Genomic DNA, 24964 nt, shown 5'->3' with positions numbered 1-24964 from the left:
TATGGAAGAACGCAGGCCACTAATAAGTATCTTAATTACCCATTACAACAGGCCAATAGATTTGTTGCAGTGTATTCAGGCCATTCGTGACGCCCATTTTGAAAATGTAGAAATTGTAGTAAGTGATGATGGCAGTGAAATGGATACGGTGAAGTTAATTCAATCTTATGGAATTGATACCTTGGTTTTATCAGATGTAAATAAGGGTTTGGCATCAAATATTAATAAAGGTCTTAAAGCTTGTAAGGGAGAATATGTTATTTATTGTCAGGAAGATTTTAAGCTGAATCTCCAAATTAATACGGTTTTACCTGAATGTATCGAGTTGCTTAATGCTAAACTGGTTGATATAGTAAGGTTTACGTCAAATTTCAAATTTAATAAGCTTATTAAGTTAACGGAAGCTGTTTCCTTAATTCCAAGGTTCTCGTTTAAGAATTTTAAGCAAAATTATTATAGATATAGCGACCATCCGTTTATAACAAAAAGGCAGTTTTATAACGAGTTTGGTTATTATCTTGAAGGTACATCGGGACGTTATGGTGAAACCGAGTATAGTATCAGAATTTGTAATTCCAAGGCTAAAATAGCGATTACCAATACTTCTTTTGCTTCAACTATAGAAGGTAGTCAGTCTATTTTGGTTAATGAATTTCAAACATCGAATTCAAAAGTGAAAGTTAATAAATCTATAATCAAATTAGCTAGAGCTTTTAGGTTGTATTTTGAATGGGCTTTTTATAGTAACAGCAAAAGAGGGTTGATTTCATATGAAAACGGTAGAAAAATTAAGACACACTAAATGCTGAAAATTTACACCGATACTAATTTTTTAACTGAAGAATTCCGCAAAAGCGTATTTCCGTTATTATTCGATTTACACTTTTTAAAAAACGCGGAGTTATTAAAATATTATAAGTTAGTTGATGAGGTTGTAGAATGTGAGATTGTTGTATTACCTATTGATTATTCTCAGTTTATAAAGCACGCAAAACCTTTTAAAAACTTACTTGAATTAGCAAAAAAGCATGATAAACCTATTTGGATTTACACTGCTGGCGATTACGGTTTTACAACCTATATAAAAAACAGTTATACGTTTAGGTTAGGGGGTTTTAATAGTACGTTAACCAATTCGACCTTAACAATGCCTTCTTTTGTAAACGACCCTTATTTGAGTTATTTGCCTAATGGGTTTTCTGCTTTAAAAAAGGAACCAAGTATAGGTTTTGTAGGGCATGCAAAATCTGGGTTTTTAAATTACATGAAAGAGTTTTTTAACCATTTGAAATATAAAGTTAAAAGAAGTGTGGGTTTCATTTTGGCAGACGTGCAACCATTCTATCCGTCTAGTATAAAACGAGGACGGTATATAAATAAATTAAAGCGATCTGAAGTTTTAAAAACCAATTTTATTTTGCGGAATAATTATAGAGCTGGTGCACACACTGAAGCAGATAAGCAAAAATCTACTCAAGAGTTTTACAACAATATATTTAATAATGCCTATACATTTTGTAGTCGAGGCGTTGGCAATTTTTCAGTGCGATTTTATGAAACCTTGGCAGTGGGGCGTATTCCTGTTTTGTTGAACACCGACTGTAGGTTACCTTTAGAAGATAGTATCGATTGGTCAAAACATATTGTAGTTTTAGACGATAGAAAAAAGGAATCTTTAGAACAACAAATACTAACGTTTCATAATTTATATAACCATGAAGGGTTTCAAGAACTTCAAATAAGCAATAGAAAACTTTGGGAGTCTTATTTTAGGCGTCCGTCTTATTTTATTGAAATACACGATACGTTTCTAAAAAAGATGAATTAACATGGATAAAATATTTTCACTTATCATCTGTACTTATATGCGGCCTAAGTCCCTCATTAAGTTACTGGAATCAGTTCTAAACCAATCTGTTTATCCTAATGAAATTTTAATTATTGATGGGTCTACCAATAACGAAACAAACATTATTTTAAAAGAAAATTCATTTAAAAATTTAAAATATTTTAAAGTTGATGATGAAAATAGAGGATTAACAAAGCAGCGTAATTACGGTGTTAATTTGATTCAAAATGAAACGGAGATTGTTTGTTTTTTGGATGATGACACGGTTTTAGAAACAGACTATTTTGAAGCGGTAATAGCTGCTTTTAATAGTAATCCTGATGTTGTGGGAGTAGGAGGTGTCGCTATTAATGAAAATAGATGGAAGTTAATGGATAAAAAAGTTACTTATCCAAAAAGCAAGTATTACAAATTTGAGAATTATGTTATTAAGGAAAGTTTACGGAATATAGTAAGGAATTATTTTAATTTACAGTCATATGCTAACCCTAGTGTTATGCCTTCTTTTTCACATGGTAGAACCTATAGTTACCCATTAACTGGAAAAAATCATGAAGTTGATTTGTTGGTAGGCATGTCATTTAGTTTTAAAAGAATTGTTTTTAAGAATATAAAATTTTCAACTTATTTTGAGGGATATGGTTTATATGAAGACGCAGATTTTAGTATTCGTGCTTTAAAATTCGGAAAAAATGTGATAGCAACAAACGCTAAATTATTTCATTATCACGAACCATTAGGTAGACCAAATCAATATAAGTATGGTAAAATGGTGGTTAGAAATGGTTGGTATGTATGGCGTGTTAAATATCCAAATCCAGAAATGAAAGCCATTCTAAAATGGAATGCTACAGTTATATTATTAACACTTATTCGTTTTACAAATATTCTAAATACAACAAAAAGGAAAGAAGCCTTAACTGAAAGTTTGGGGAGAGTTGTAGGATGGTTATCTTTAATTTTTAATAAACCTAGGATTGAAAATTAGATGGGAAAGTTTTATTCTGATATAAAAAAGTATAAAAAATATAGTGGCAACAAACTAGCTATTGTTTTAGTACTATCTCATCAAGGGCTTTGGGCTTTATGTGTTTATCGTATATCTAATAGTATTTATAATAGTAGAACACCCCGTTTTATAAAGCAGCTACTTTTAGTATTTGCCGTTATTTGGCAAAAAATAATAGAAATTCTTACTGGTATTTCTATTTCTTATACAGCTCAAATTGGTTCTGGTTTTTATATAGGGCATTTTGGTGGTATTATTATCAACGCATCGGCCATTATAGGCGATAATTGTAATATTTCACAAGGTGTCACTATCGGTGTAAGTGGAAGAGGCGAAAAACGTGGCGTTCCAGTAATTGGTGATAACGTTTATATAGGGGCTAATGCTGTAATTGTAGGGAAGATCGTTTTAGGAGATAACTGCGTTGTTGCAGCGAATTCATTGGTTGTTAGCTCTGTTGAACCAAACGCAACCGTTATGGGCGTACCCGCCATTGTAATTAATAATAATACATCTAAAGACTATATTTAATGAGGTTTTTAGTAATAACGAATGCTCCAACTTTACAACAGAATCATCTGTATGCTGCCTACGCACCCTATGTGAAAGAAATGGATATTTGGTTCAAGTATGTTGATGATGTAGTGATAGTATCGCCTACAACATACCATCACAGGTTATTATTGCAGACGTTTAAAAAGCAACCAACGGTTATTTCTATTCCATCAATAGCTTTTACTTCATTAAAAAGTGTTTTTTCATCTATAATAAAAATTCCAATAATTGTTTGGGCTATTTTCAAAGCATGTAAAAAGGCCGATCATATTCATTTACGTTGTCCAGGAAATATTGGGTTGTTAGGGTGTTTTGTTCAAATTTTATTTCCTAAAAAGCCAAAAACAGCGAAGTATGCTGGTAATTGGGATCCCAATGCCAAACAGCCTTTCAGTTATAAACTTCAAAAATGGATTTTAAGTAATACCTTTTTAACGAAAAACATGCAGGTTCTTGTTTATGGAGACTGGCAAAATCAATCTAAAAATATAAAACCTTTTTTTACAGCTTCTTATGCTAATTCTGAAATTGAAGTGTCATCACTTAAAGATTATTCTAATGAGTTGAAGTTTGTTTTTGTAGGCACATTGGTAGAAGGAAAAAGACCTTTATTAGCCATTCACATAGTTGAAACCTTGCAAAAAGAGGGTAAACAAGTGCGGTTAGACTTGTATGGAGAAGGTGTTCTAAAAGAAGTACTTCAGGAATATATTAGCAATAATCATTTAGATGATTTTATATCATTACATGGTAATCAGGAAAAATCAATAATAAAAGAAGCTTTAAAAGGTAGTCATTTTTTAATATTACTTTCAAAATCTGAAGGTTGGCCAAAAGCCGTTGCTGAAGCTATGTTTTTTGGAACGATACCTATAACAACCTCTGTTTCATGCATTCCTTTTATGTTAAATGAAGTAGACAGAGGGATTCTAGTTAAACCTGAATTAACCGCGGCTTTAATTGATATCAATAAAGCTATTAATAATGTAGCATCTTTAAAAAGGATGAGTAATTTAGCATCAAATTGGTCTCAACAATACACATTAGAAGTTTTTGATGCCGAAATTTCTAAGTTGTTACATAAAATATGAAGGTTTTACAATTAATAGATTCTTTGGAAGTTGGTGGGGCAGAGCGTGTGGCAGTAAATATGGCCAATGCATTGTCGACAAAAATTGAAGGTTCTTATTTATGTGTAACTCGGGCTGAAGGATTATTAAAAGACAGTATAAATGAAAGTGTGAATTTTTTGTTTTTAGGTAAAAAATCTACAATCGATTTAAAATCTATTTTGACGTTTAGTAATTATGTAAAAGCGGAAAAAATAGACATTATCCACGCACATTCATCATCGTTTTTTTTAGCGACTATTATTAAAATGTTTCATAGTAGTGTACAGGTTGTTTGGCACGATCACTATGGAAACAGTGAGTTTTTAGAAAATAGAAAGTTTAAAATTTTAAGAGTATGTTCTTCATGTTTTGCACATGTGTTCAGTGTTAACAGGCGATTAGAGAAGTGGGCAATATCAAATCTTAAATCTAAAGATGTTAGTTACTTACCAAATGTTGCTGTCATTAACAATGAATTTTCTGAAACAACATTATATGGTGAAAAAGGAAAACGTATAATTTGTTTGGCTAATTTACGCGCACAAAAAGATCATCTTACTTTATTGAAAGCATTTAAAGTAATTTTAGAAAAGCACAGTGATTGGAGTTTGCATGTAGTTGGTAAACATTTTGGTGATGATTATTCGGAAGCCATAAAGTCATTTGCGTTAAATAATACACTAGAAAATAATGTTTTTATATACGGAAGCAAATCTGATACGTTTCATATATTATCTCAATGCGACATAGGGGTGTTAGCATCAAAATCTGAAGGTTTACCTTTAAGCTTGTTAGAGTATGGGCTAGCTAGACTTGCAGTTGTTACAACTTCTGTTGGAGAATGTTCAGAAGTTATTACGAATGATTTTAATGGATTATTAGTTGAACCAGGAGATTTCGAAGCACTTTCAAAAGCATTAATTCTGTATATTGAAAATAAGGAATTAAGAGATGCTTTTGCTAAAAAATATAACCAACACATACAAAACAATTATTCCGAAGCATCACAAATAAAGACCATTTTAAACGTTTACAATACCATTTGCAATTAATTTGAAGAACAGTAATTACATAAAAGCTATAGGGTTACATATTTTAATAGGAATTATTATTTATGCCTCTACTTCTTTATCAAAAATTTACTTTCTAGGTATTTTGGTTTATTTCACAAACCAGATATTTAAAACTAAGCCATCAAATCGAGCATTAAAGGTTTTAATGGCTTGTGCTTATGTCGTAGGGGCAGAGGTTTTAGTGCGAATGACAGGCGGTAGTTTTTTATATGAAGCATCTAAGTACGCTGTAATCGTGTTTTGTTTTATAGGGTTGTTTACTATAAGGCAGCGTAGTCAACCAATTGTATATATAATCTATCTTTTACTGCTTATTCCAGGCATATTTGTTGCAGCGTTTAATGTGACTGAAAGTACGACGTTACGAACGGCAATTACTTTTAATCTAAGTGGTCCTGTTTGTTTGGGTATTGTTGCAATTTTTTGTTATAAGTTGAAAGTGAGTTATAATAACATTCAAAAAGTGTTTTTCACAATGGCTCTACCATTAATTGCAACCACAACTTATTTGTTTTTATTTAATCCGAGTATTCGTGATACCATTACAGGTACAGGCTCTAATTTTGCAGCTTCTGGTGGTTTTGGACCAAACCAAGTGGCTACTGTTTTAGGCTTGGGAATGTTTGTTTTTACCGTGCGTTTTTTTTCGCAATCACCTTCCATGTTTTTTAAAGCTATAAATGTAGGTTTTTTCTTTATTATGAGTTATAGGGCGATTATAACCTTTAGTCGTGGAGGTGTTATAACGGCCTTGTTTATGATTGCAGCGTTTGTTTTTTTTTACTTTAGAAAGGTTAATGTTTTTAATAAATTAAGAATTAGTAGAATGTTACTAATTTTCGTTGGGGTTATTTTTTCCATTTGGTTATATTCGTCGCTACAAACCAGTGGTTTTATCGACAAGCGTTATGCGAACCAGGATGCATTGGGACGAGAGAAAGAAGATATTACTACGGGACGTACCGATTTGGTTTCTTTTGAATTAAACGAATTTTTAAACAATCCATTTGTAGGTATCGGGGTAGGTAAAATAAAAGAGTTACGAGAAAAAAAGGAAGGTGTTTTGGCGGCTTCTCATAATGAAATGAGTCGTATTTTATCAGAACATGGTTTACTTGGTGTCTTTGCTTTGTCAATAATGCTTTTAACACCCCTAATATTACGTTTACGAAATAGGAGTAACATGTTTTTTTATTCATGTTATTTGTTTTGGTTGCTCACCATTAATCACTCTTCAATGCGTATTGCAGCGCCTGCTTTTTTGTACGGACTTTGCTTATTAAGTATAACTTATGAAACGGGTAAACCTAAAAATATTAAGGATAAAAATGGAAATTCAAAAGAAGTGAGGTCTAACAATTAAAAGGTTTAAATAAAAGCTGATGAAAAACCTCCTATACATAGGGAATAAATTGTCGAATAGTGGTAAAACAGAAACCACTATTGAAACTTTGAGCAAAAACTTAAACTTAGAAGGGTATACGGTTTTTGCTTATTCAAACCAAAATAATAAGCTGTTACGCCTTATTGATATGCTTTTGGCTATTCTAAAATATGCTACAAAAGTAGATTACGTTTTAATAGATACTTATAGCACATCAAATTTTTATTACGGGTATTTGTGCAGTCAATTATGTCGAATTTTAAACCTAAAATATATACCGATTTTACATGGTGGGAACTTACCAAATCGATTAAAAACAAATACAAAATTATGTAAATCTATATTTCGGTATGCACATATAAATGTGGCACCTTCTCTATATATTAAATCTGAATTTGAAACCCACGGATATTCCAATTTAGTGCATATTCCTAATTCAATTAATATTGAAAAATACTCTGTTAAGAAGCGTAAATATGAATCTGTTAAATTGCTTTGGGTGCGTTCATTCTCAGATATTTATAATCCGATTTTAGCAGTAGAAATTTTAAAATCACTTTTAGATGAAGGCATTCAAGCATCGCTTTGTATGGTTGGGCCAGATAATGATGGTTCACTTTTAAAAACTGAAAAATATGCTAAAAAATTAAATGTACCTGTTAATTTTACAGGGAAATTGTCTAAGTTGGAATGGATAGAACTTTCTAAAGATTGTAACGTTTTTATTAACACCACTAATTTTGATAATATGCCAGTCAGTGTCATAGAAGCGATGGCCTTAGGCTTGCCCGTTATTTCTACAAATGTAGGTGGTATGCCATTTTTAATTGACCATAATCAAGACGGTATTTTAGTAAACCCCAATAGCCAAAAGGAATTTGTATCAGCCATTAAAAACTTTCAATTAGACCCCATTAAAACAGATCAATTAGCCGTGAAAGCTAGAAAAAAAGTAGAAAGTTACGATTGGGAGATTGTTAAAAACTTATGGATTAGTGTCTTGGAATAAATAGTAGTTTAGTTAATTTACTTACTATCTTTATCATCTCTCAAATCAAAATTATTCATGTCAAAAAAAGGGATTCATTTCGAAATTTCAGAACGTAAAATTTTATTACGAATTTTCGATGTCGTTTCTATTTTTGTTGTTTTATACTTTGTAAGTAATACGTTTGAATTTGATTATTTCACCATTACCAAGGAAAATTGGCGTTGGGCCTTTGTGCTTTTTGTGTACATTTCAGTATTTGGAACTATTTTCGAACTATACGATTTACAAAAATCCAGTAAAATTGAAAAAATAGCGACAAGCATTGTTTTTACAGTGTCTATCACTGTTTTGTTTTATTTTTTAACACCCTTTTTTACACCTGTTTTGCCCGACAATAGGTTGCAAATTCTTTATTTCTACTTCGCAATCTTGTTCGCTTTATTTGTATGGCGAATTGCTTATTTAACGTTTATTGTGTCGCCTCGTTTTTACAAAAAGGTGCTTCTTGTAGGAGAAACAGCGAATATCCAAAGTATTACAGAGGCATTTAAACATGCCGATCCTAATTATAAAATTGTAGGGTTTATTAATTGTGAAAAGAAGAAATCAGATAAAATTAAGTTTAAAGGTATTATTGAATACAGTCCGAAGCAAATTTATCAAGTAATTAAAGATGAGAATATATCTGAAATTGTAATTGCAAGTTACAATTCACAATCCATCACAGCAGAAATCTATAGGGATCTTATCACTCTTTTAGAAGGCGGTTTTCCTATTAAGGAATATACTCAGGTTTATGAAGATATGATGCAACGTGTACCTGTTCAATTTGTAGGTAAAGATTTTTATAAATATTTTCCCTTCAGTAGAAGTAACCATAATAAACTTTATTTATTTTTCCAGCGTTTGTTCGATATCCTTGTTTCAATTTTAGGGATTTTTATAGGGTTTCTGTTCTTACCCTTCGTTTTATTAGGAAACCTTATAGGGAATCGGGGATCCCTTTTTTATGTACAAGAACGCATAGGATGCAATGGGAATATTTTTAGTATAGTTAAGTTTAGAACCATGGTTAAAAATGCTGAAGTATCGGGAGCTGTTTGGGCGAAAAAGAATGACTCCAGAATAACGCCATTCGGTAAGTTTCTTAGAAATTCTAGATTGGATGAGTTTCCTCAATTCCTTAATATTTTAAAAGGTGATATGAGTTTGATTGGCCCTAGACCAGAAAGACCACATTTTGTAAGACAGCTATCCCAAATCCTTCCTTTTTATGAAACCAGGCACATTATAAAACCAGGGCTAACCGGTTGGGCACAAGTAAAAACACGCTATGGATCATCGGTTGATGATAGTTTATTAAAACTACAATATGATCTATATTATATTAAACATCGAAGTTTTTTGTTGGATGCCAATATTCTTATTAAAACCTTGAGTACAATGATATTCTATAGAGGGCAATAATTTAGTGCTAAACACCTTAGAACAGTCGTCGTGTATTCGGTTTTAAAGATGATAATTAATTGATAAATTGGAGTTTACAGTCTTTGAGAGTGAATTTTAATCAAATAAATATACCGAACAAAAAGTGCTATTAATAAAGGAATTAAACCTATTGCAAATACTTGTACACCCATAAACCAATGAAGGGTTAGTAAGCATAAAAGAATTACTAGAAGCTTTAAGTATTTAACAAACCATCTACTTGGTTTTTGTTTAAATAATTGCCCTATTACTAAAATATTCAGTGCAAATGCCCAAAGTAAGTTATAATTTTGGTGTGTCCCTTTATGGTCTGTAGCAAACCAAAGTAACAGAATAAGAACCCCTATAAGCCCGGTAATACTAAATAAAGTAACATCCAACCAAATAGTCTGTTTTTGCTTTTTAAAGTCGTTGTAGGTTATATAAAGAATGAATAGACCAAAAATACCAAACACAAATATTGGGCTCCCTAAAAATTGAGTGGGAGTGGGGATTTCCATTTTTTTATAAAGTACGTTGCTTTTTTTAACCAACGATTCGTTATTACCTTTTATAGTTGCGACTTCAAAGAATTTATAAATGTTTTCTGGTAAAAACATATGGTCTTCCGTTTTTGCTTTTCTATCTATTACAGACCCTAATGCGATATCAATTCCAAAACTTCCCCAAGAGTTATTATTTAAATTATTTTGAATCAACGTTCTAAATGTTTGCTCTTTAAAATCTTTGGGTTCTTTGAAAACAATTGCGTTGTTTAAAGGAATATTAGTAACATCTTTTATTTTAGTTGCACAGTTATCATAAAAGAAATCATATAAATAACCTCGGTTTTCTGGTTTTATATTGTTTAATAAATAGTCGAATAATTTTTGTTTTTCAACTGAAGAAAGGTTTAAAACCTGTTCTTGAATGGTTCTGTTTTGTGAAATATAAGCTTCAAAAAAGTCTTCATAATAATTGAAACCAATTAAATAATTTAGTTTCCCTTGTGCAAATTTCAAATAGAAATTAGGGGTTTCAAAGTCGTACACGCCATAGTTAAAAACCAAATCAGCACCTTTAACGGGGTCTTTTACTCGAAAAGCGCTATGTCCAAAGGCATCATTCAACGAAGTACCAGCGCCAATGGTTAGAACGCTAATTTCGGCTTGTTCAGAAAGTATGTTTTGTTGGCCTTGTATTATTTCAACAAATAAAAAGAGACATAAAAAGAGTAGTTTTTTTTGCATAAAATTCAGATTATCTAAAATAGCTGAAATCAAGTTTTAATGAAAACACATTTGAATATAAAGCCACACTTTGGTCGCCAATATCAGTGAAAGCATAGTCAATTTGAATACCATTGTACTTAAAACCTACACCAAAACTAGGTTGAAAACTAAGTTGTTGTGAATTATCAATTTGTGTTTCATTTTGAAAATTACCAAGGCCAGCTCGTAAATATACCATATCAATATACCCAAATTCAAAGCCTAGAGCAGGATTGATACTTGCGACTGATGATGAAAACACATCATTATTCTCTTCAAACCTTACATTTAAATTGGCGGCGGCTAAAAGGCTGTAATCATAATGAAAATCGAATAATTTAGAAACGCCAATTTGTAGTTTCGGGATGGTAATTTCAGTAGTTTCGGGTAGTTCTTGATTTTGTCCTTCAACAGCATCTTGTACTTTTTTAAACGCTTCTTTATTAATTGCCCAAGCATTAAACGTGGTTGTGATATCACGTGCCATGATACCAATTTTCCAGTCGTTATCAGTTTCAAATTGAACACCAGCATCAAATCCAAATCCCCAAGAGGAGGCAAAATCACCTATAACTCGGCGTATTATTTTGGCATTTACACCATAATTTAATCCTTCAATAGGCAATGCGCGTGCATAGGAAATGGTTAATCCATAATCGGCAGTAGAGAATAAACTAATTCTATCGTAATTTATATTGCCTTGTTCATCAATAAGTTGGGTGGTGTTTAGTATGTCGTCTACCGCAAATCGAATTAATGAAACACCAATACTACTTCTATCATCTAAAGGTTTTGCGAATGCTATATAATCGTAATTTGCAATACTAGCGAAATAGCTGGAATGCATTAAAGCTAATTGATTGTCTTCTAGTTTTAATAAACCAGCGGGGTTCCAATACCCAGAATTGACATCGGATGTGTTTGCCGTAACAGCACTACTCATACCCAAAGCTGCAGCGTCAACACCAATATTCATGAACTCGTTGGAATATTTTCGAACGGTTTGGCTAAATACAGATGCGGTTATAACGCAAAGCAAAGCAGTAAAATAAGATCTCAATCGCAATTTTTTTACAAAGATGCACATAATTTATAAACCTATAAACTTGAATTTATAATAGATATTGCTTTAGACGAAAATTGTTTGCTATTTTTACAACATTAAAAAAATACTATGAAACACTATATACCTAACGCCTTAACCTTATTAAACCTTTTCTGTGGTTGCATTGCTGTGATTTTTGCAGTTAATAACAATTTTATTGCTGCAGCCTTATTTGTGTTTTTGGGTATATTTTTTGACTTTTTTGATGGGTTTGCTGCCAGAAAACTGAATGTACAAAGTGAATTGGGGGTTCAATTAGATTCTTTGGCAGATATGGTAACGAGTGGCCTCGTACCAGGACTTATTATGTATAAACTGCTTAGTTTGACCGTTGATGCTCCAGAGACATCAGATAGTTGGGGAACATCAAGCTTTGGATTCGATTTGCCGCTACTACCCTTAGTTGGTTTATGTGTTACACTGGCATCAGCATATAGATTAGCGAAATTCAATATAGACGAAGATCAACAAACCTATTTTAAAGGCTTGCCAACGCCGGCGAATACACTTTTAATTGTTTCATTACCGTTAATTTTAGAGTTTCAAAATAGTGATGTAATAAATTCCATTATTATTAATAAATGGTTTTTAATAGGTTTAACAGCATTAAGTTGCTACTTGCTAAACGCGGGTATTAAGTTATTCGCTCTCAAGTTTAAAGATTGGGGTTTTAAAGCCAATGCTACTAGATATATTTTTATCATGCTTTGTGTGGTACTTTTAATTGTACTTCAATTTGCAGCAATACCCGTTATTATACTACTTTACATAGGCATGTCTGTTTTAGACAATGTTTCTTCCAAATTAAAATAATTTACAGATAGAATGGCTTCAGGATTTTTTGCATTATTAGATGATATTGCTGCACTTATGGACGATGTAGTGGTAATGAGTAAAATAACCACTAAGAAAACAGCAGGTATTTTAGGTGATGATTTAGCGGTGAATGCTGAAAAAGCCACTGGTTTTGTGTCATCCAGAGAATTACCTGTTCTATGGGCTATAACAAAAGGGTCATTTTTAAATAAGGTGATAATTTTACCCGTTGCTTTTTTACTGAGTTCCTTTTTACCTTGGGCTGTTACCTTAATTTTGATTTTAGGTGGGGTTTATTTAGCCTATGAAGGTGTTGAGAAAATAGTAGAGTTTTTTGTGCCTCATAAACACGATGTTGCAACGATTAAAGAAGCTAGTCTTTCAGAAGAAGAGGTGTTGTTGCTAGAAAAAAAGAAGATTAAATCGGCTGTTTTTACTGATTTTATCTTGTCTATTGAAATAGTTATAATTGCTTTAGGAACCGTTTTAGGTCGCCCTATTTTGTTTCAAGTGTTGGTGGTTTCTATTGTGGCTATCATTGCAACTATTGGCGTTTATGGTATTGTTGCGTTGATTGTTAGGATGGATGATTTAGGTTACCGACTTATAAAAAAGAGCAATTCTGAAAAAGGGCTATTTTTTGGCATTGGAACGGTTTTAGTAAAAGCGCTTCCTTTAGTTATTAAAAGTTTGTCTGTAATAGGAACCGTTGCTCTTATTTTGGTTGCAGGAGGTATTTTTACTCATAATATTGAGTTTTTTCATCACTTGATGGAATCTATGCCTGCTTTTATAAAAGATGCGATTGTAGGACTTCTGGTGGGGCTTTTGGCGCTTATAGTTGTTAAAGTTTTCAGTAAGATTTTTGAAAGTTTTAAAAAATAAGACGATTCAATCAGAATGAAAGTATCTGAATGCAGTTCAATTATGAATAAAATTTAGTCAATTTACTGAGGCCGAGAATTACTCTCTAATTTTCTTTTTACGCAATTCAAAATTCTGACCTAAATATACTTTACGTACCATTTCGTCGTTGGCTAATTCTTCCGGTTCACCCGCTTTAAGAATGCTACCTTCAAACATTAAGTAGGTTCTATCAGTAATGGCCAATGTTTCCTGTACGTTGTGGTCTGTAATTAAAATACCTATATTCTTTTTGGTAAGTTGTGCTACAATACGTTGAATATCTTCAACAGCAACAGGGTCAACTCCTGCAAAAGGCTCATCTAATAAAATGAAACTTGGATCGGTTGCTAGGGCACGAGCTATTTCAGTACGTCTACGTTCACCACCCGATAATAAATCACCTCTACTTTTACGAATATGCCCTAAACCAAATTCTTCGATAAGCGATTCCATTTTATGTACTTGTTCTTTTTTGCTAAGTTTGGTAAGTTGCAATACACTTAAAATATTATCTTCAATACTTAATTTTCTAAAAACGGATGCTTCTTGAGCCAAATAACCAATACCGTTTTGTGCACGTTTGTACATAGGGTATTGTGTAATTTCAGTATTATCTAAAAAAATATGACCGCTATTAGGTTTAATTAACCCAACCGTCATGTAGAAAGAAGTAGTTTTACCAGCACCATTAGGACCTAAAAGTCCAACAATTTCGCCTTGCTCCACTTGTAAAGAAACATCTTTAACCACTTTTCGTCCACCATAGGACTTCATTAAATTTTGAGCTCTTAAAATCATATCTTATATACTGAACGTCAAAAATAGTGAAATCATATACACTATCGCAACAGATGTTTTAATTTATATTTTGTTTAACGCAGGTCTTTTTTTAAGTATTCCAAAACGTAATACCTATTTATTTCGAACCTGTTTTTTTAGTTTTCTATTTTGGTTCCGTATTACAATTTTAGAAATAAAAATACTTACTTCATATAAAATTAAAATAGGAATAGCTACAATAACTTGGCTTGCAATATCTGGAGGCGTTATAATAGCCGATAAAACCAATACAAGTATTAAGGCATATTTTCTGTATTTTCTTAAAAATTCAGGGGTTACTAAGCCTATTTTAGTTAAGAAATAAATGATAATAGGTAACTCGAAAATAATACCCGATGCCAATACCGATGAACGCACTAAGCCTATAAACGAACTGATATCTATTTGATTGTCTACGCGTGTTGAGATGCTGTAGTTTGCTAAAAAGTTAATAGATAGTGGCGTGATAATGTAGTAACCAAATAAGGCACCTGTAAAGAATAGTAACGACGAAATAATTATGAAACCACGAGAATGTTTACGTTCATTTTCATGTAAACCAGGACTAATAAATTTCCATAATTGGTAAATAATATACGGAAATGAAATAATGAATCCGGCTAAAATAGCAGTCCAAATATCAGCGGAAAATTGTCCAGCCATGGTTCTGTTTTGCAAAATAAGCGGAATTTTATCATTACAGAAACTAGTGTCTAGACTCATGTATGTTGCCATTTTGCACAACCATTCATAGGTTGGGAAATTCATGTCTAAGGGCGCGAAAATGATGTCATCAAAAATGAATCGGCTAAAAATAAATGCCAAAGTACCCACAATCGTGATTGCTAATACTATTTTAATTAAATGCCAACGTAAGTCTTCAAGATGGTCTAAAAAAGACATCTCGTTTATATTCTTTTTCGCCATTATATAATGCCTTCTTTAATTAAATCGTGAATGTGTACAACCCCTGCGTAAGCACCGTTTTCTTCTACTAAAAGTTGAGAAATGCCATGAGTTTCCATAATTTCTAAAGCATCAATAGCCATAGCTTCTGCTTCAATGCGTTTTGGGTTGGCGCTCATAATATCTTTGGCGGTAAGCTTTGAAAAGTTGTCAACCTTGGTTAACATTCTACGTAAATCGCCATCGGTGATGATGCCTATAATTTTATCATTTTCAACAACCGCTGCAACACCCAGCATTTTCTCTGTTATTTCAATAATAACATCTCTAATACTAGTTGAACCATCAACTCTTGGTTTTTGGTTTACTGATGAAATATCGTTAACTCGTAAATATAATTTTTTACCTAAAGCACCGCCTGGGTGGTATTTTGCAAAGTCGGTACTAGAAAAACCACGTAATTCTAATAAACATACCGCAAGTGCGTCTCCAATTACTAATTGGGCAGTGGTGCTTGTGGTTGGCGCTAAATTGTTCGGGCAAACCTCTTTTTCAACGTATGCGTTTAAAATATAATCGGCATGTTCTCCTAAAAAGGATTCTGTATTACCAGTAATGGCAATCATTTTGTTTTTAGCTCTTTTGATAAGAGGAATAAGCACTTTTATTTCAGGAGTATTACCACTTTTTGAAATGCAAATCACAACATCATCGTCAAGAATTAGGCCTAAATCGCCATGAATAGCATCTGCAGCGTGCATAAAAACAGAAGGAGTTCCCGTCGAATTTAGGGTCGCAACTATTTTACTTGCTATAATGGCGCTTTTCCCAATACCCGTAATTATTACCCGTCCTTTAGAATTGTAGATGAGAGTAACGGCGTCGGCAAAATCCTCATTCACTAAACTAGATAGGTTTAAAATGGCTTTACTTTCAGATTCAATCGTTTGCTTTGCGATATTGATAATTGAACTTTTACTATTCAAAATTTATTAATTTTTTAGTTGATGCTTTTAAAGAAATTGTTATCTTTAAATATAAATCCAAATTGATTTTATCGTAATTTCGAATTTCGTTACAAAACTAACGAAAAAATCACGAGGGTTCTCTCTATACACTTTAAAAATAATAAATAGTGTTTTGATATTTTTATATTTTTTAATGATTAAATAAATTTTAGTATAATTCATGTTAATAGCAAAAAACGACTTGCATTCTGCACTAAAAAAACATTTTGGATTTGGTAAATTTAAAGGACTCCAAGAAGGAGTTATTCAAAGTTTATTATCTGGTAATAATACATTTGTAATTATGCCAACAGGTGGTGGTAAATCACTCTGTTATCAATTACCAGCTTTAATGCAAGAAGGAACAGCTATAGTGGTCTCACCATTAATAGCTTTAATGAAAAATCAGGTAGATGCCATTCGTGGTATTTCGAATGAAGAAGGCATTGCACATGTTTTAAATTCATCATTAAACAAAACGGAAGTAAAACGTGTTAAGGAAGATATCGTTAACGGCGTAACCAAATTACTTTACGTAGCTCCAGAATCCCTAACCAAAGAAGAGAATGTTGAGTTTTTACGCTCGGTAAAAGTGTCTTTTATGGCTATTGATGAGGCGCACTGTATAAGTGAGTGGGGGCATGATTTTAGACCAGAATACAGAAATTTAAAAAACATTATAGGTCGTATTGGTGATAATATTCCCATTATAGGGTTAACCGCTACGGCGACACCTAAAGTACAAGAAGATATTATTAAAAACTTAGGTATAAATGGTGCTAAAACATTTAAAGCCTCCTTTAATAGACCTAATTTATATTATGAAGTACGCCCTAAAACAAAAAATGTAGATGCAGATATCATTCGGTTTGTTAAGCAAAACGACGGGAAATCTGGAATTGTTTATTGTTTAAGTAGAAAGCGCGTTGAAGAATTGGCACAGGTTTTACAGGTTAATGGTGTAAAGGCCGTACCATATCATGCGGGTTTAGATGCGAAATCGAGATCGAATTACCAAGATCAGTTTCTTATGGAAGATGTTGATGTAGTGGTGGCAACCATTGCTTTTGGTATGGGTATCGATAAACCTGATGTGCGTTTTGTAATTCATCACGATATTCCTAAAAGTATAGAAAGTTATTACCAAGAGACTGGTAGAGCAGGTCGTGATGGTGGCGAAGGCCATTGTTTAGCCTATTATGCCTATAAAGATATTGAAAAATTAGAAAAATTCATGTCTGGGAAACCCGTGGCAGAACAAGAAATAGGGCATGCCTTATTACAAGAAGTTGTTGGGTTTGCAGAAACGTCTATGTCTCGTAGAAAGTTTATTCTGCACTATTTTGGTGAAGAATTTGATAATGCAACGGGAGAAGGTGGAGATATGGATGATAATGTAAGGCATCCTAAAAAGAAAATAGAAGCCCAAGACGATGTTAAATTATTGCTTGAGACTATTGATAATACAAACGAAAAATACAAATCCAAAGATTTAGTAAATGTGGTTACAGGTAAAGAAAATGCCTTAATTAACTCGCATAAAACTAACGAACAAGCATTCTTTGGAAAAGGAAAAAACAAAGATAAAAAGTATTGGATGGCCTTATTAAGGCAAGTTCTAGTATCTGGTTTTCTTAAAAAAGATATTGAAACCTATGGTGTTATTAAGTTAATAGACGGTGGTAAAGAATTTATAAAAAATCCAACGTCGTTTATGATGACGGAAGATCATATTTTTGATGGTGAGCAAGAAGATGGTAGTATTGTAACAGCTGCTAAAAGTGAAGGTGCTGTTGCAGATGTGTTGCTAATGAACCTTCTAAAAGACTTACGTAAAAAGAATGCCAAAAAATTAGGTGTACCTCCTTTCGTTATTTTTCAAGATCCTTCGCTTGAAGATATGGCATTGAAATACCCCATAACCATGGTCGAGCTAGCGAATGTGCATGGTGTTGGCGATGGAAAAGCAAAAAAATACGGTAAAGATTTTATTCAACTTATTGAATCTTATGTTGAAGAGCATGATATTATTCGTCCAGACGATTTAGTTGTTAAATCTACGGGTACTAATTCTGCTAATAAGCTTTATATCATTCAAAATATAGATAGAAAATTACCTTTAGATGATATTGCTTCATCAAAAGGGATGACAATGGAAGAGTTTATTAAAGAAATGGAAGCCATTGTGTATTCAGGAACTAAACTGAATATAACTTATTGGATTGATGAGATTTTAGATGAAGACCAGCAAGAAGAAATTCATGACTACTTTATGGAATCTAAAACCGATAGTATTGATACCGCTATTGACGAATTTGATGGCGATTATGATGATGAAGAGCTTCGTTTATATAGAATAAAGTTTATTAGCGAAGTCGCTAATTAGGGGTGTAAAACGCGAAATAATAGATTGAATTAAAGTTCCAAAGTTTAAAATGTTTTTACATTAAACTTTGGAACTTTGTTTATTATAAACTTTGTCATTCTTAGAATAAACAATTGTTAATCATTTCATATATTTGCATCCTCATTAAAAAAGAATAGAATGCAAGACGGATTATACGCAAAATTCAACACAACAAAAGGAGAAATTCTTGTTGCTTTAGAATTCAAAAAAACACCAGGTACAGTTGGTAACTTCGTAGCTTTAGCCGAAGGAAACTTAGAAAATAAAGTAAAACCTCAAGGAACTCCTTATTACGATGGTTTAAAATTCCATAGAGTAATTCCAGATTTCATGATACAAGGTGGTTGCCCACAAGGAACAGGTACTGGAGATGCAGGTTATAAATTTGACGATGAATTTCATCCAGAATTAAAACATGATGGTCCAGGTGTATTATCTATGGCTAATGCAGGTCCTGGTACTAACGGAAGTCAGTTTTTTATAACACACATTGAAACATCATGGTTAGATAATAAACATACTGTTTTTGGTAAAGTTGTTAAAGGTCAAGATATCGTTGACGCTATTTCTCAAGGAGATAAAATTGATACTTTAGAGATTGTAAGAGTTGGTGCAGATGCTGAAGCTTATAATGCAATTGAAGCTTTTAGAACTTTTGAAGGTTCAAGAGAAAAAAGATTGGCAGATGTAAAAAAGGAAGGCGAAGCAGAATTAGATAAATTAGCGACCGGTTTTAGTAAAACTGAAAGTGGTTTACGTTACCAAATTATTCAAAAAGGAACTGGAGTTAAAGCCGAAAAAGGTAAAAACGTATCGGTACACTATAAAGGACAATTGGCTGATGGTACTGTTTTCGATTCATCATATAAACGTAACCAACCTATCGATTTTCCAGTAGGTGTTGGTCAAGTAATCTCAGGTTGGGATGAAGGGATTCAATTATTAAACGTAGGTGATAAAGCACGTTTTGTAATTCCTAGCCATTTAGGATACGGAAGTAGCGGTGCAGGTGGTGTTATTCCTCCAGATGCTATTTTAATTTTTGATGTAGAATTAATGAATGTTAAGTAATTAAAATTCTGTTTTTAGTTAAACAAAGAATAATTACTTTTTACATATACAGCTTGAAAAGAGGCTATTTTGATTTATCAGAATAGTCTCTTTTTTTTGTTATCTAATTAAAAGGTAGGTGTCTATGAAATATAAGGAAACTGTCCTTTCGCCGAAGCATTTTTATCAACTCGTCGAAATCTTATAATGTGAAATTAATTAATATTTAGTTTTACAACATGGTAAGCATTAAAGAAACAATTTTTTACGACGATGTTATAAAGGAACTTAATTATCCTTTTGGAGATGTATTTATTTTTGAAGGTATAGTTGTCTCCGAAATAGGGGAAGGTGTCATTTTTAGTTGGAGTAAATATGGTAAATTAATATCTGAGGATATAGCCATGTATTTAGGAACTACAGGAAAAGAGTTAATTTATATCTCGAACAGAATTAATTCCTATTCGGTTTTGGCTACAGATTGGTTGAAATATTATAAAAATAATTACTGTTTAAAAAGCTATTATGTGGTATCAAGTCATAGATCAGGCGATTTAAATTACATTATTGAAAACTTGTTTTTTAAGGATAAAATAAAAAGGTTTACCGATTTGTATGTTGCCATGAATTGGGTTAAAAACGGTTTACTAGAAACCGGTTAAAAATTCTATATTTGCTTTTATGACAGAGCAAGAATTACAAAAATTTAAATACCCAATTGGGCCATTTGATTGCCCAAATAATATTTCTACTCAACAAATAGAAGGTTGGATTTCTATATTAGAACATTTTCCTTTACGTTTAGAAAACCTTGTTAAAAATTTGTCTGATGCACAATTAGATACACCTTATAGACCAGAAGGTTGGACGGTAAGGCAAGTTGTTCATCATCTATCCGATAGTCACCACCATAGTTATACACGATTTAAATGGGCTTTAACCGAAGATAAACCGGTTATTAAAGCGTATCATGAAGATAGGTGGGCCGAATTATTTGATAGTAAATTTACGGCTATCGATATGTCTTTACTTCATTTAAAAGCCATTCACGCTAAACTTGTTTATTTATTAAAAGGTTTATCCGAAGATGATCTGGAGAGATGTTTTGTGCATCCAGAAACGCAAAGTGAGGTTGTTTTAAAAAAGAATGTGGGTACATATGCATGGCATAGCAACCACCATTATGCACATATAGAAAATTTAATGAAACGTAATAACTGGATTTAGATGGATTCGATTAGACCTGTAACCCTTGCAGATGCGCAACAACTTGTAGATATCTATAATTATTATGTAATGCATTCTATTGTTACATTAGATTTGGTTCCTTTTTCAAAAGAAGATTTTGAAGAAAAAATAAACACTATTTCAGCCTGTTTTCCTTTTATAGTTTTTGAAGAAGAAAATGAAATTTTGGGTTATGCCTACGCGAATACATTTCGAACGAAACCTGCTTATAAAAATACCGTTGAACTAACTATTTATTTAAAGCACACCGCATTAGGGAAGCAAGTGGGGAAAAAAATGTACACCGAGTTATTACAGCAACTTAAACAAAGAAATTTCCATGTGGTTATTGGTGGTTTAACATTACCCAATGACGCGAGTATAAAACTTCATGAAAATTTTGGATTTGAAAAAGTGGCACACTTCAAAGAAGTCGGTTTTAAATTTGATAAGTGGCATGATGTAGGCTTCTGGCAACTTACCCTTTAATTATAAAAAGTGATTGCTTTAAAGCCGAGTTTAGGAAGGGGTTTTCCATTTAATATTGCAGCCAATACTTGGTTTTTGGATGGCAGTGTTTGCTGTGTTTTCTAAAAGGCAGTCTAAAGCATTCTTCAAGTCGTTGCCTGTAGCAGGTTTATTATTTCCTGGCCTAGAATCGTCTAATTGGCCTCTATATGTTAATTTTAATTCAGCATTAAATACATAAAAATCGGGCGTGCATGCCGCATCATAGGCTTTTGCTATATCTTGATTTTCATCATATAAATAAGGGAAAGGATAGTTTTCATTTATACCATGTAGTTTCATTTCATCAGGACCATCTTGCGGGTATTTTACAGCATCATTACTTGAAATGGCAACAAAACCAATTCCTTTTTTTGAATACGTGTTCGCTAAGTCAGTAAGCGTTTTGTTTACATGAATTACAAAAGGGCAGTGGTTGCAAATAAACATAATAACCGTAGCTGTATTACCTTTTATAGTTTCTAAGTTTACCAGCGTATCGCTAATAGTATCAGGTAATTCAAAATAAGGAGCTGTGGTACCTAAAGGTAGCATGTTGGAAGGCGTATTGGCCATATTGAAAAGTTTTATTCAAAGTTCGGGATTATTTATATTTTTGAAGAATGAATGATACAATAACTTTTGAAGATTTTTCTAAAGTAGACTTACGGGTTGGAACTATTATTGAAGTAAACGATTTTCCTGAAGCACGTAACCCCGCTTACCAATTAACCATTGACTTTGGTGATTTCGGTATTAGAAAGACATCGGCACAAATTACCACGCTTTATAAAAAGGAAGATTTGTTAGAAAGGCAAATCGTGGCGGTTTTAAACTTTCCCAGAAAACAGATAGCGAAATTTATGAGTGAGTGCTTGGTTTTAGGAGCTGTGAATGGTAAGGATGTTATGTTGCTAAACCCAGAACAGCCAGTGAAAAATGGCAGTGCTGTAAACTAAAAAAAACCGCTACTAAAAGTAACGGTTTTTATATATGTTTTTTTTGAATGTTCTACTAAATATCGTCAAAATCGATATCGGTAAAACTTTCGGTTGATGTTGTAGTTTCATCATCACCTTCACTAATAGTTTCAGTATCGTATTCTTTTTTGAAATCTTTTTGGTGGCGCTCACTAATTACTTCATCGCCTTTTTCATTAATAATATAATCTGTCATTTCAGCTAAAATATCTTTAAACTCATTAAAGTCTTCTTTGTAGATATAAATTTTATGCTTTTTGTAATGAAACGAACCATCGTCGTTGGTGAATTTTTTGCTTTCAGTAATTGTTAGATAATAATCGTCTGCTTTTGTAGATCTTACATCGAAAAAATATGTGCGTCTTCCTGCTCTTAATACTTTAGAAAAAATCTCCTCTTTCTCCATCATGTCATTGTTGTTCATATTTGTATAGAAATTTATTATATTATCAATTTATATCAAAAATCTAAAAAAAACCGATACTAACCAACATTTTATGATATTTCTTTTTAAAGTATCCGTATTCGTTGCATTTAATGCAAGCTACCCGTTTGCAAACAAAGCGTTTAGTCTTTATTAGAAGCCGTTTCGCTTAATTGTTTTAAGTAAAGGTGTTGGTAATATCCATCAACATTTATAAGTGTTTCGTGTGTGCCTTCTTGAACGATTGCACCATTTTCTAAAACAATAATTTTATCAGCGTTTTTTGCCGATGATACTCTGTGGCTCACTATAATAGAGGTTTTTCCTTTGGTTATTTTCGTTAAATTATTCAATATTTTCTCTTCAGTTTCGGTATCTACAGCCGATAAACAATCATCAAATAATAAAATTTCTGGTGCTTTTATAATGGCACGTGCAATGGAGACACGTTGTTTTTGTCCACCCGAAAGTGTGATACCCCGTTCACCTAAAACAGTATCATAACCATTATTGAATTTGATGATGTTTTTATGAACTTGTGCGTTCTTAGCAGCTTCAAAAACCGCTTCATCACTAGCTTCTTGATTCCCGAATTTTATATTGTTTTTAATAGTATCTGAAAACAAAAAGGCATCTTGAGGTACGTAACCAATGCTGTTTCTTAAACTGGTTAAATTATGATCTTTAATAGTAATGCCGTTTATTAAAATTGCCCCTCCATCAATATCATACAAACGCCCAATTAAATCTAAAATAGTCGATTTTCCAGACCCCGTTTTTCCTAAAATAGCCAAAGTTTCACCTTGTTTAATATGGAAGTTAACACCTTTTAATGCTTGTATATTGGTGTCATCATAAGTAAATCTCACATTGTTAAAAACAATATCTCCCGTAATTTTGGTAGGCCCTTCGGTGGTGTTGTTAATCTCTGGTTCTAACTTTAAAAACTCATTGATACGTTTTTGAGAAGCTTCAGCCTGCTGTACAATAGAGGTAACCCAACCCACAGTGGCAACGGGCCATGTAAGCATATTTACGTAAATAATAAACTCGGCAATGGTTCCTAAACTTTCAATTTCACCATTAATGTATTGCATACCACCTACGTAAATAACAAGTAAGTTACTGGTACCAATAAGTAAAATCATCATAGGGAAAAACCATGCTTGTACTTTCGCTAGGTTTATCTGTTTTTCTTTACTTTCTTTAGCCAACGATTCAAAATTAGCTGAAGTTTGTGGCTCTATACCATAGGCTTTAATAACCGAGATACCACTAAACGATTCTTGTGTATATGTAGATAATTTCGATAAAAATTGTTGCACGATGGTGCTTCTATGGTGTATTTCTTTGCTTAATTTATAAATAACTAAGGATAATATTGGTAAGGGCAACACGGTGTATAACGCGAGTTTTGGTGCTTCATTAAACATGTAAATAAGCGCAATAACAAAAAGGGTAATGGTGTTTATGCTGTACATAATGGCAGGACCCGCATACATACGTACATTACCAACATCTTCACTTATACGGTTCATTAAATCGCCGGTTCTGTTTTGCTTATAAAAGTTTAAAGAAAGTTTTTGGTATTGGTTGTAGATTTCATTTTTTAAATCGAATTCTACATAGCGCGATACGTTAATAATGTACTGGCGCATAAAGAAAGTGAAGAGGGCAGCAATTAATGCCGCACCAATAATATAGATAATTACTTCGGTTAATTCTGCCTTTACAACCTGTTCTGAAACACCTCCTTTTAAATATTTTTCAATAATTACGAAAATTTCTCGAACGTAACGCGGTGTAAATAATAAAAACATTCGGGCTATGATCGTAATTACAGTACCTATTAAAAGTTGTTTTTTATATTTTAAAAAGTATTTGTTTAAGTGCTGTAATTCTTTCATTTAAAGGTGTAATCTATATGGGGAAATAGTACTAAATTAGTTAGCAAATATAAAGTTTTAAAAACAGAAATAGCTTTATTCACTGTTTAGTAATTGTTAAAAATAGTATAAAGTATTTAGTGAATAATAAAAGCAGAAAATATGAAGTAACTTTTTAAAATAGTGTTATTTTTGCACCACGAAATAATAAAA

25 protein-coding genes are annotated in these 24964 nt (G+C 32.4%); 17 read left to right on the top strand and 8 right to left on the bottom strand.

Annotated features, from left to right (window positions below):
- Position 1 precedes the first annotated feature (1 nt).
- Genes Q5N74_RS10975 through Q5N74_RS10935 form a run of 9 tightly spaced genes read left to right on the top strand, consistent with a single transcriptional unit; the run spans position 2 to position 9440 of the window.
- Entirely contained in the window at positions 2-802 is an 801-nt protein-coding gene (locus tag Q5N74_RS10975; protein WP_304388850.1) for a glycosyltransferase family A protein, read from the top strand.
- Positions 803-1828, top strand: a complete 1026-nt coding sequence (locus Q5N74_RS10970; protein WP_304388849.1) for an exostosin family protein — start codon at positions 803-805, stop codon at positions 1826-1828. It begins immediately after the preceding gene.
- Position 1829: 1 nt separating this feature from the next.
- A complete protein-coding gene (locus Q5N74_RS10965) occupies positions 1830-2837 on the top strand; it encodes a glycosyltransferase family 2 protein (protein WP_304388848.1) in 1008 nt (335 codons plus the stop codon).
- Positions 2838-3389: a serine O-acetyltransferase gene (locus Q5N74_RS10960; RefSeq protein ID WP_304388847.1), complete on the top strand. Its 552-nt coding sequence runs from the start codon at positions 2838-2840 to the stop codon at positions 3387-3389.
- Positions 3389-4504 carry a glycosyltransferase family 4 protein gene (locus Q5N74_RS10955; protein ID WP_304388846.1) on the top strand — a complete coding sequence of 372 codons (1116 nt, stop codon included), beginning with the start codon at positions 3389-3391 and terminating at the stop codon, positions 4502-4504. Before Q5N74_RS10960 ends, Q5N74_RS10955 begins: the two co-directional genes overlap by 1 nt.
- Positions 4501-5577 (top strand): glycosyltransferase, encoded by a 1077-nt coding sequence (locus tag Q5N74_RS10950; RefSeq protein WP_304388845.1) that lies wholly within the window; start codon positions 4501-4503, stop codon positions 5575-5577. The genes Q5N74_RS10955 and Q5N74_RS10950 overlap by 4 nt, the downstream gene beginning before the upstream one ends.
- 1 nt (position 5578) lies before the next feature.
- Positions 5579-6961, top strand: coding sequence for an O-antigen ligase (locus Q5N74_RS10945; RefSeq protein ID WP_304388844.1), 1383 nt, complete (start codon positions 5579-5581; stop codon positions 6959-6961).
- A gap of 19 nt (positions 6962-6980) precedes the next feature.
- Positions 6981-7991 carry a glycosyltransferase family 4 protein gene (locus Q5N74_RS10940; RefSeq protein ID WP_304388843.1) on the top strand — a complete coding sequence of 337 codons (1011 nt, stop codon included), beginning with the start codon at positions 6981-6983 and terminating at the stop codon, positions 7989-7991.
- 57 nt (positions 7992-8048) lie between these two features.
- The gene (locus Q5N74_RS10935; RefSeq protein WP_304388842.1) at positions 8049-9440 is read left to right on the top strand and encodes an exopolysaccharide biosynthesis polyprenyl glycosylphosphotransferase; all 1392 of its coding nucleotides are present in this window, start codon (positions 8049-8051) and stop codon (positions 9438-9440) included.
- Positions 9441-9514: 74 nt separating this feature from the next.
- Here the strand turns inward: Q5N74_RS10935 and Q5N74_RS10930 are convergent, their stop codons facing one another.
- Both Q5N74_RS10930 and Q5N74_RS10925 read right to left on the bottom strand, forming a co-directional pair.
- Positions 9515-10690, bottom strand: a complete 1176-nt coding sequence (locus Q5N74_RS10930; protein ID WP_304388841.1) for a DUF4105 domain-containing protein — start codon at positions 10688-10690, stop codon at positions 9515-9517.
- Positions 10691-10700: 10 nt separating this feature from the next.
- Complete coding sequence (locus tag Q5N74_RS10925; protein ID WP_304389041.1) at positions 10701-11687, bottom strand: PorV/PorQ family protein; 987 nt, start codon at positions 11685-11687, stop codon at positions 10701-10703.
- A gap of 198 nt (positions 11688-11885) precedes the next feature.
- Here Q5N74_RS10925 and Q5N74_RS10920 point away from each other — a divergent pair, with 198 nt between their 5' ends.
- Together Q5N74_RS10920 and Q5N74_RS10915 are read left to right on the top strand one after the other, a co-directional pair.
- Complete coding sequence (locus Q5N74_RS10920; RefSeq protein ID WP_304388840.1) at positions 11886-12629, top strand: phosphatidylcholine/phosphatidylserine synthase; 744 nt, start codon at positions 11886-11888, stop codon at positions 12627-12629.
- A gap of 12 nt (positions 12630-12641) precedes the next feature.
- Entirely contained in the window at positions 12642-13517 is an 876-nt protein-coding gene (locus tag Q5N74_RS10915) for a DUF808 domain-containing protein (RefSeq protein ID WP_304388839.1), read from the top strand.
- Between the two features lie 78 nt (positions 13518-13595).
- Here Q5N74_RS10915 and lptB read toward each other — a convergent pair whose 3' ends face one another.
- The 3 genes from lptB to Q5N74_RS10900 form a co-directional block, all read right to left on the bottom strand.
- Positions 13596-14336, bottom strand: coding sequence for an LPS export ABC transporter ATP-binding protein (lptB, locus tag Q5N74_RS10910; RefSeq protein ID WP_304388838.1), 741 nt, complete (start codon positions 14334-14336; stop codon positions 13596-13598).
- 114 nt (positions 14337-14450) lie between these two features.
- A complete protein-coding gene (tatC, locus tag Q5N74_RS10905) occupies positions 14451-15284 on the bottom strand; it encodes a twin-arginine translocase subunit TatC (RefSeq protein ID WP_304388837.1) in 834 nt (277 codons plus the stop codon).
- A complete protein-coding gene (locus Q5N74_RS10900) occupies positions 15284-16249 on the bottom strand; it encodes an SIS domain-containing protein (protein ID WP_304388836.1) in 966 nt (321 codons plus the stop codon). The genes tatC and Q5N74_RS10900 overlap by 1 nt, the downstream gene beginning before the upstream one ends.
- Positions 16250-16451: 202 nt before the next feature.
- Between Q5N74_RS10900 and Q5N74_RS10895 the strand changes: the two genes are divergently transcribed.
- The 5 genes from Q5N74_RS10895 (at position 16452) to Q5N74_RS10875 (ending at position 21443) form a co-directional block, all read left to right on the top strand.
- The gene (locus tag Q5N74_RS10895; protein WP_304388835.1) at positions 16452-18656 is read left to right on the top strand and encodes an ATP-dependent DNA helicase RecQ; all 2205 of its coding nucleotides are present in this window, start codon (positions 16452-16454) and stop codon (positions 18654-18656) included.
- A 159-nt stretch (positions 18657-18815) separates the two neighbouring features.
- Positions 18816-19748, top strand: a complete 933-nt coding sequence (locus Q5N74_RS10890) for a peptidylprolyl isomerase (RefSeq protein ID WP_304388834.1) — start codon at positions 18816-18818, stop codon at positions 19746-19748.
- A gap of 218 nt (positions 19749-19966) precedes the next feature.
- Positions 19967-20389, top strand: coding sequence for a hypothetical protein (locus tag Q5N74_RS10885; protein ID WP_304388833.1), 423 nt, complete (start codon positions 19967-19969; stop codon positions 20387-20389).
- Between the two features lie 19 nt (positions 20390-20408).
- Entirely contained in the window at positions 20409-20954 is a 546-nt protein-coding gene (locus tag Q5N74_RS10880; RefSeq protein WP_304388832.1) for a YfiT family bacillithiol transferase, read from the top strand.
- A complete protein-coding gene (locus tag Q5N74_RS10875) occupies positions 20955-21443 on the top strand; it encodes a GNAT family N-acetyltransferase (RefSeq protein ID WP_304388831.1) in 489 nt (162 codons plus the stop codon).
- 30 nt (positions 21444-21473) lie between these two features.
- Here Q5N74_RS10875 and Q5N74_RS10870 read toward each other — a convergent pair whose 3' ends face one another.
- A complete protein-coding gene (locus tag Q5N74_RS10870; protein WP_304388830.1) occupies positions 21474-22037 on the bottom strand; it encodes a thioredoxin family protein in 564 nt (187 codons plus the stop codon).
- A gap of 47 nt (positions 22038-22084) precedes the next feature.
- Between Q5N74_RS10870 and Q5N74_RS10865 the strand changes: the two genes are divergently transcribed.
- Positions 22085-22420, top strand: a complete 336-nt coding sequence (locus Q5N74_RS10865) for a tRNA-binding protein (RefSeq protein ID WP_304388829.1) — start codon at positions 22085-22087, stop codon at positions 22418-22420.
- Positions 22421-22475: 55 nt separating this feature from the next.
- Here Q5N74_RS10865 and Q5N74_RS10860 read toward each other — a convergent pair whose 3' ends face one another.
- Positions 22476-22865, bottom strand: coding sequence for a PUR family DNA/RNA-binding protein (locus Q5N74_RS10860; protein WP_304388828.1), 390 nt, complete (start codon positions 22863-22865; stop codon positions 22476-22478).
- Positions 22866-23008: 143 nt separating this feature from the next.
- The gene (locus tag Q5N74_RS10855) at positions 23009-24772 is read right to left on the bottom strand and encodes an ABC transporter ATP-binding protein (protein ID WP_304388827.1); all 1764 of its coding nucleotides are present in this window, start codon (positions 24770-24772) and stop codon (positions 23009-23011) included.
- Between the last annotated feature and the right edge of the window lie 192 nt (positions 24773-24964).

This window comes from Mariniflexile sp. AS56 (assembly GCF_030552475.1).
Classification (GTDB): Bacteria; Bacteroidota; Bacteroidia; order Flavobacteriales; family Flavobacteriaceae; genus Mariniflexile.
This window is presented reverse-complemented; position numbering and strand designations above follow the sequence as displayed.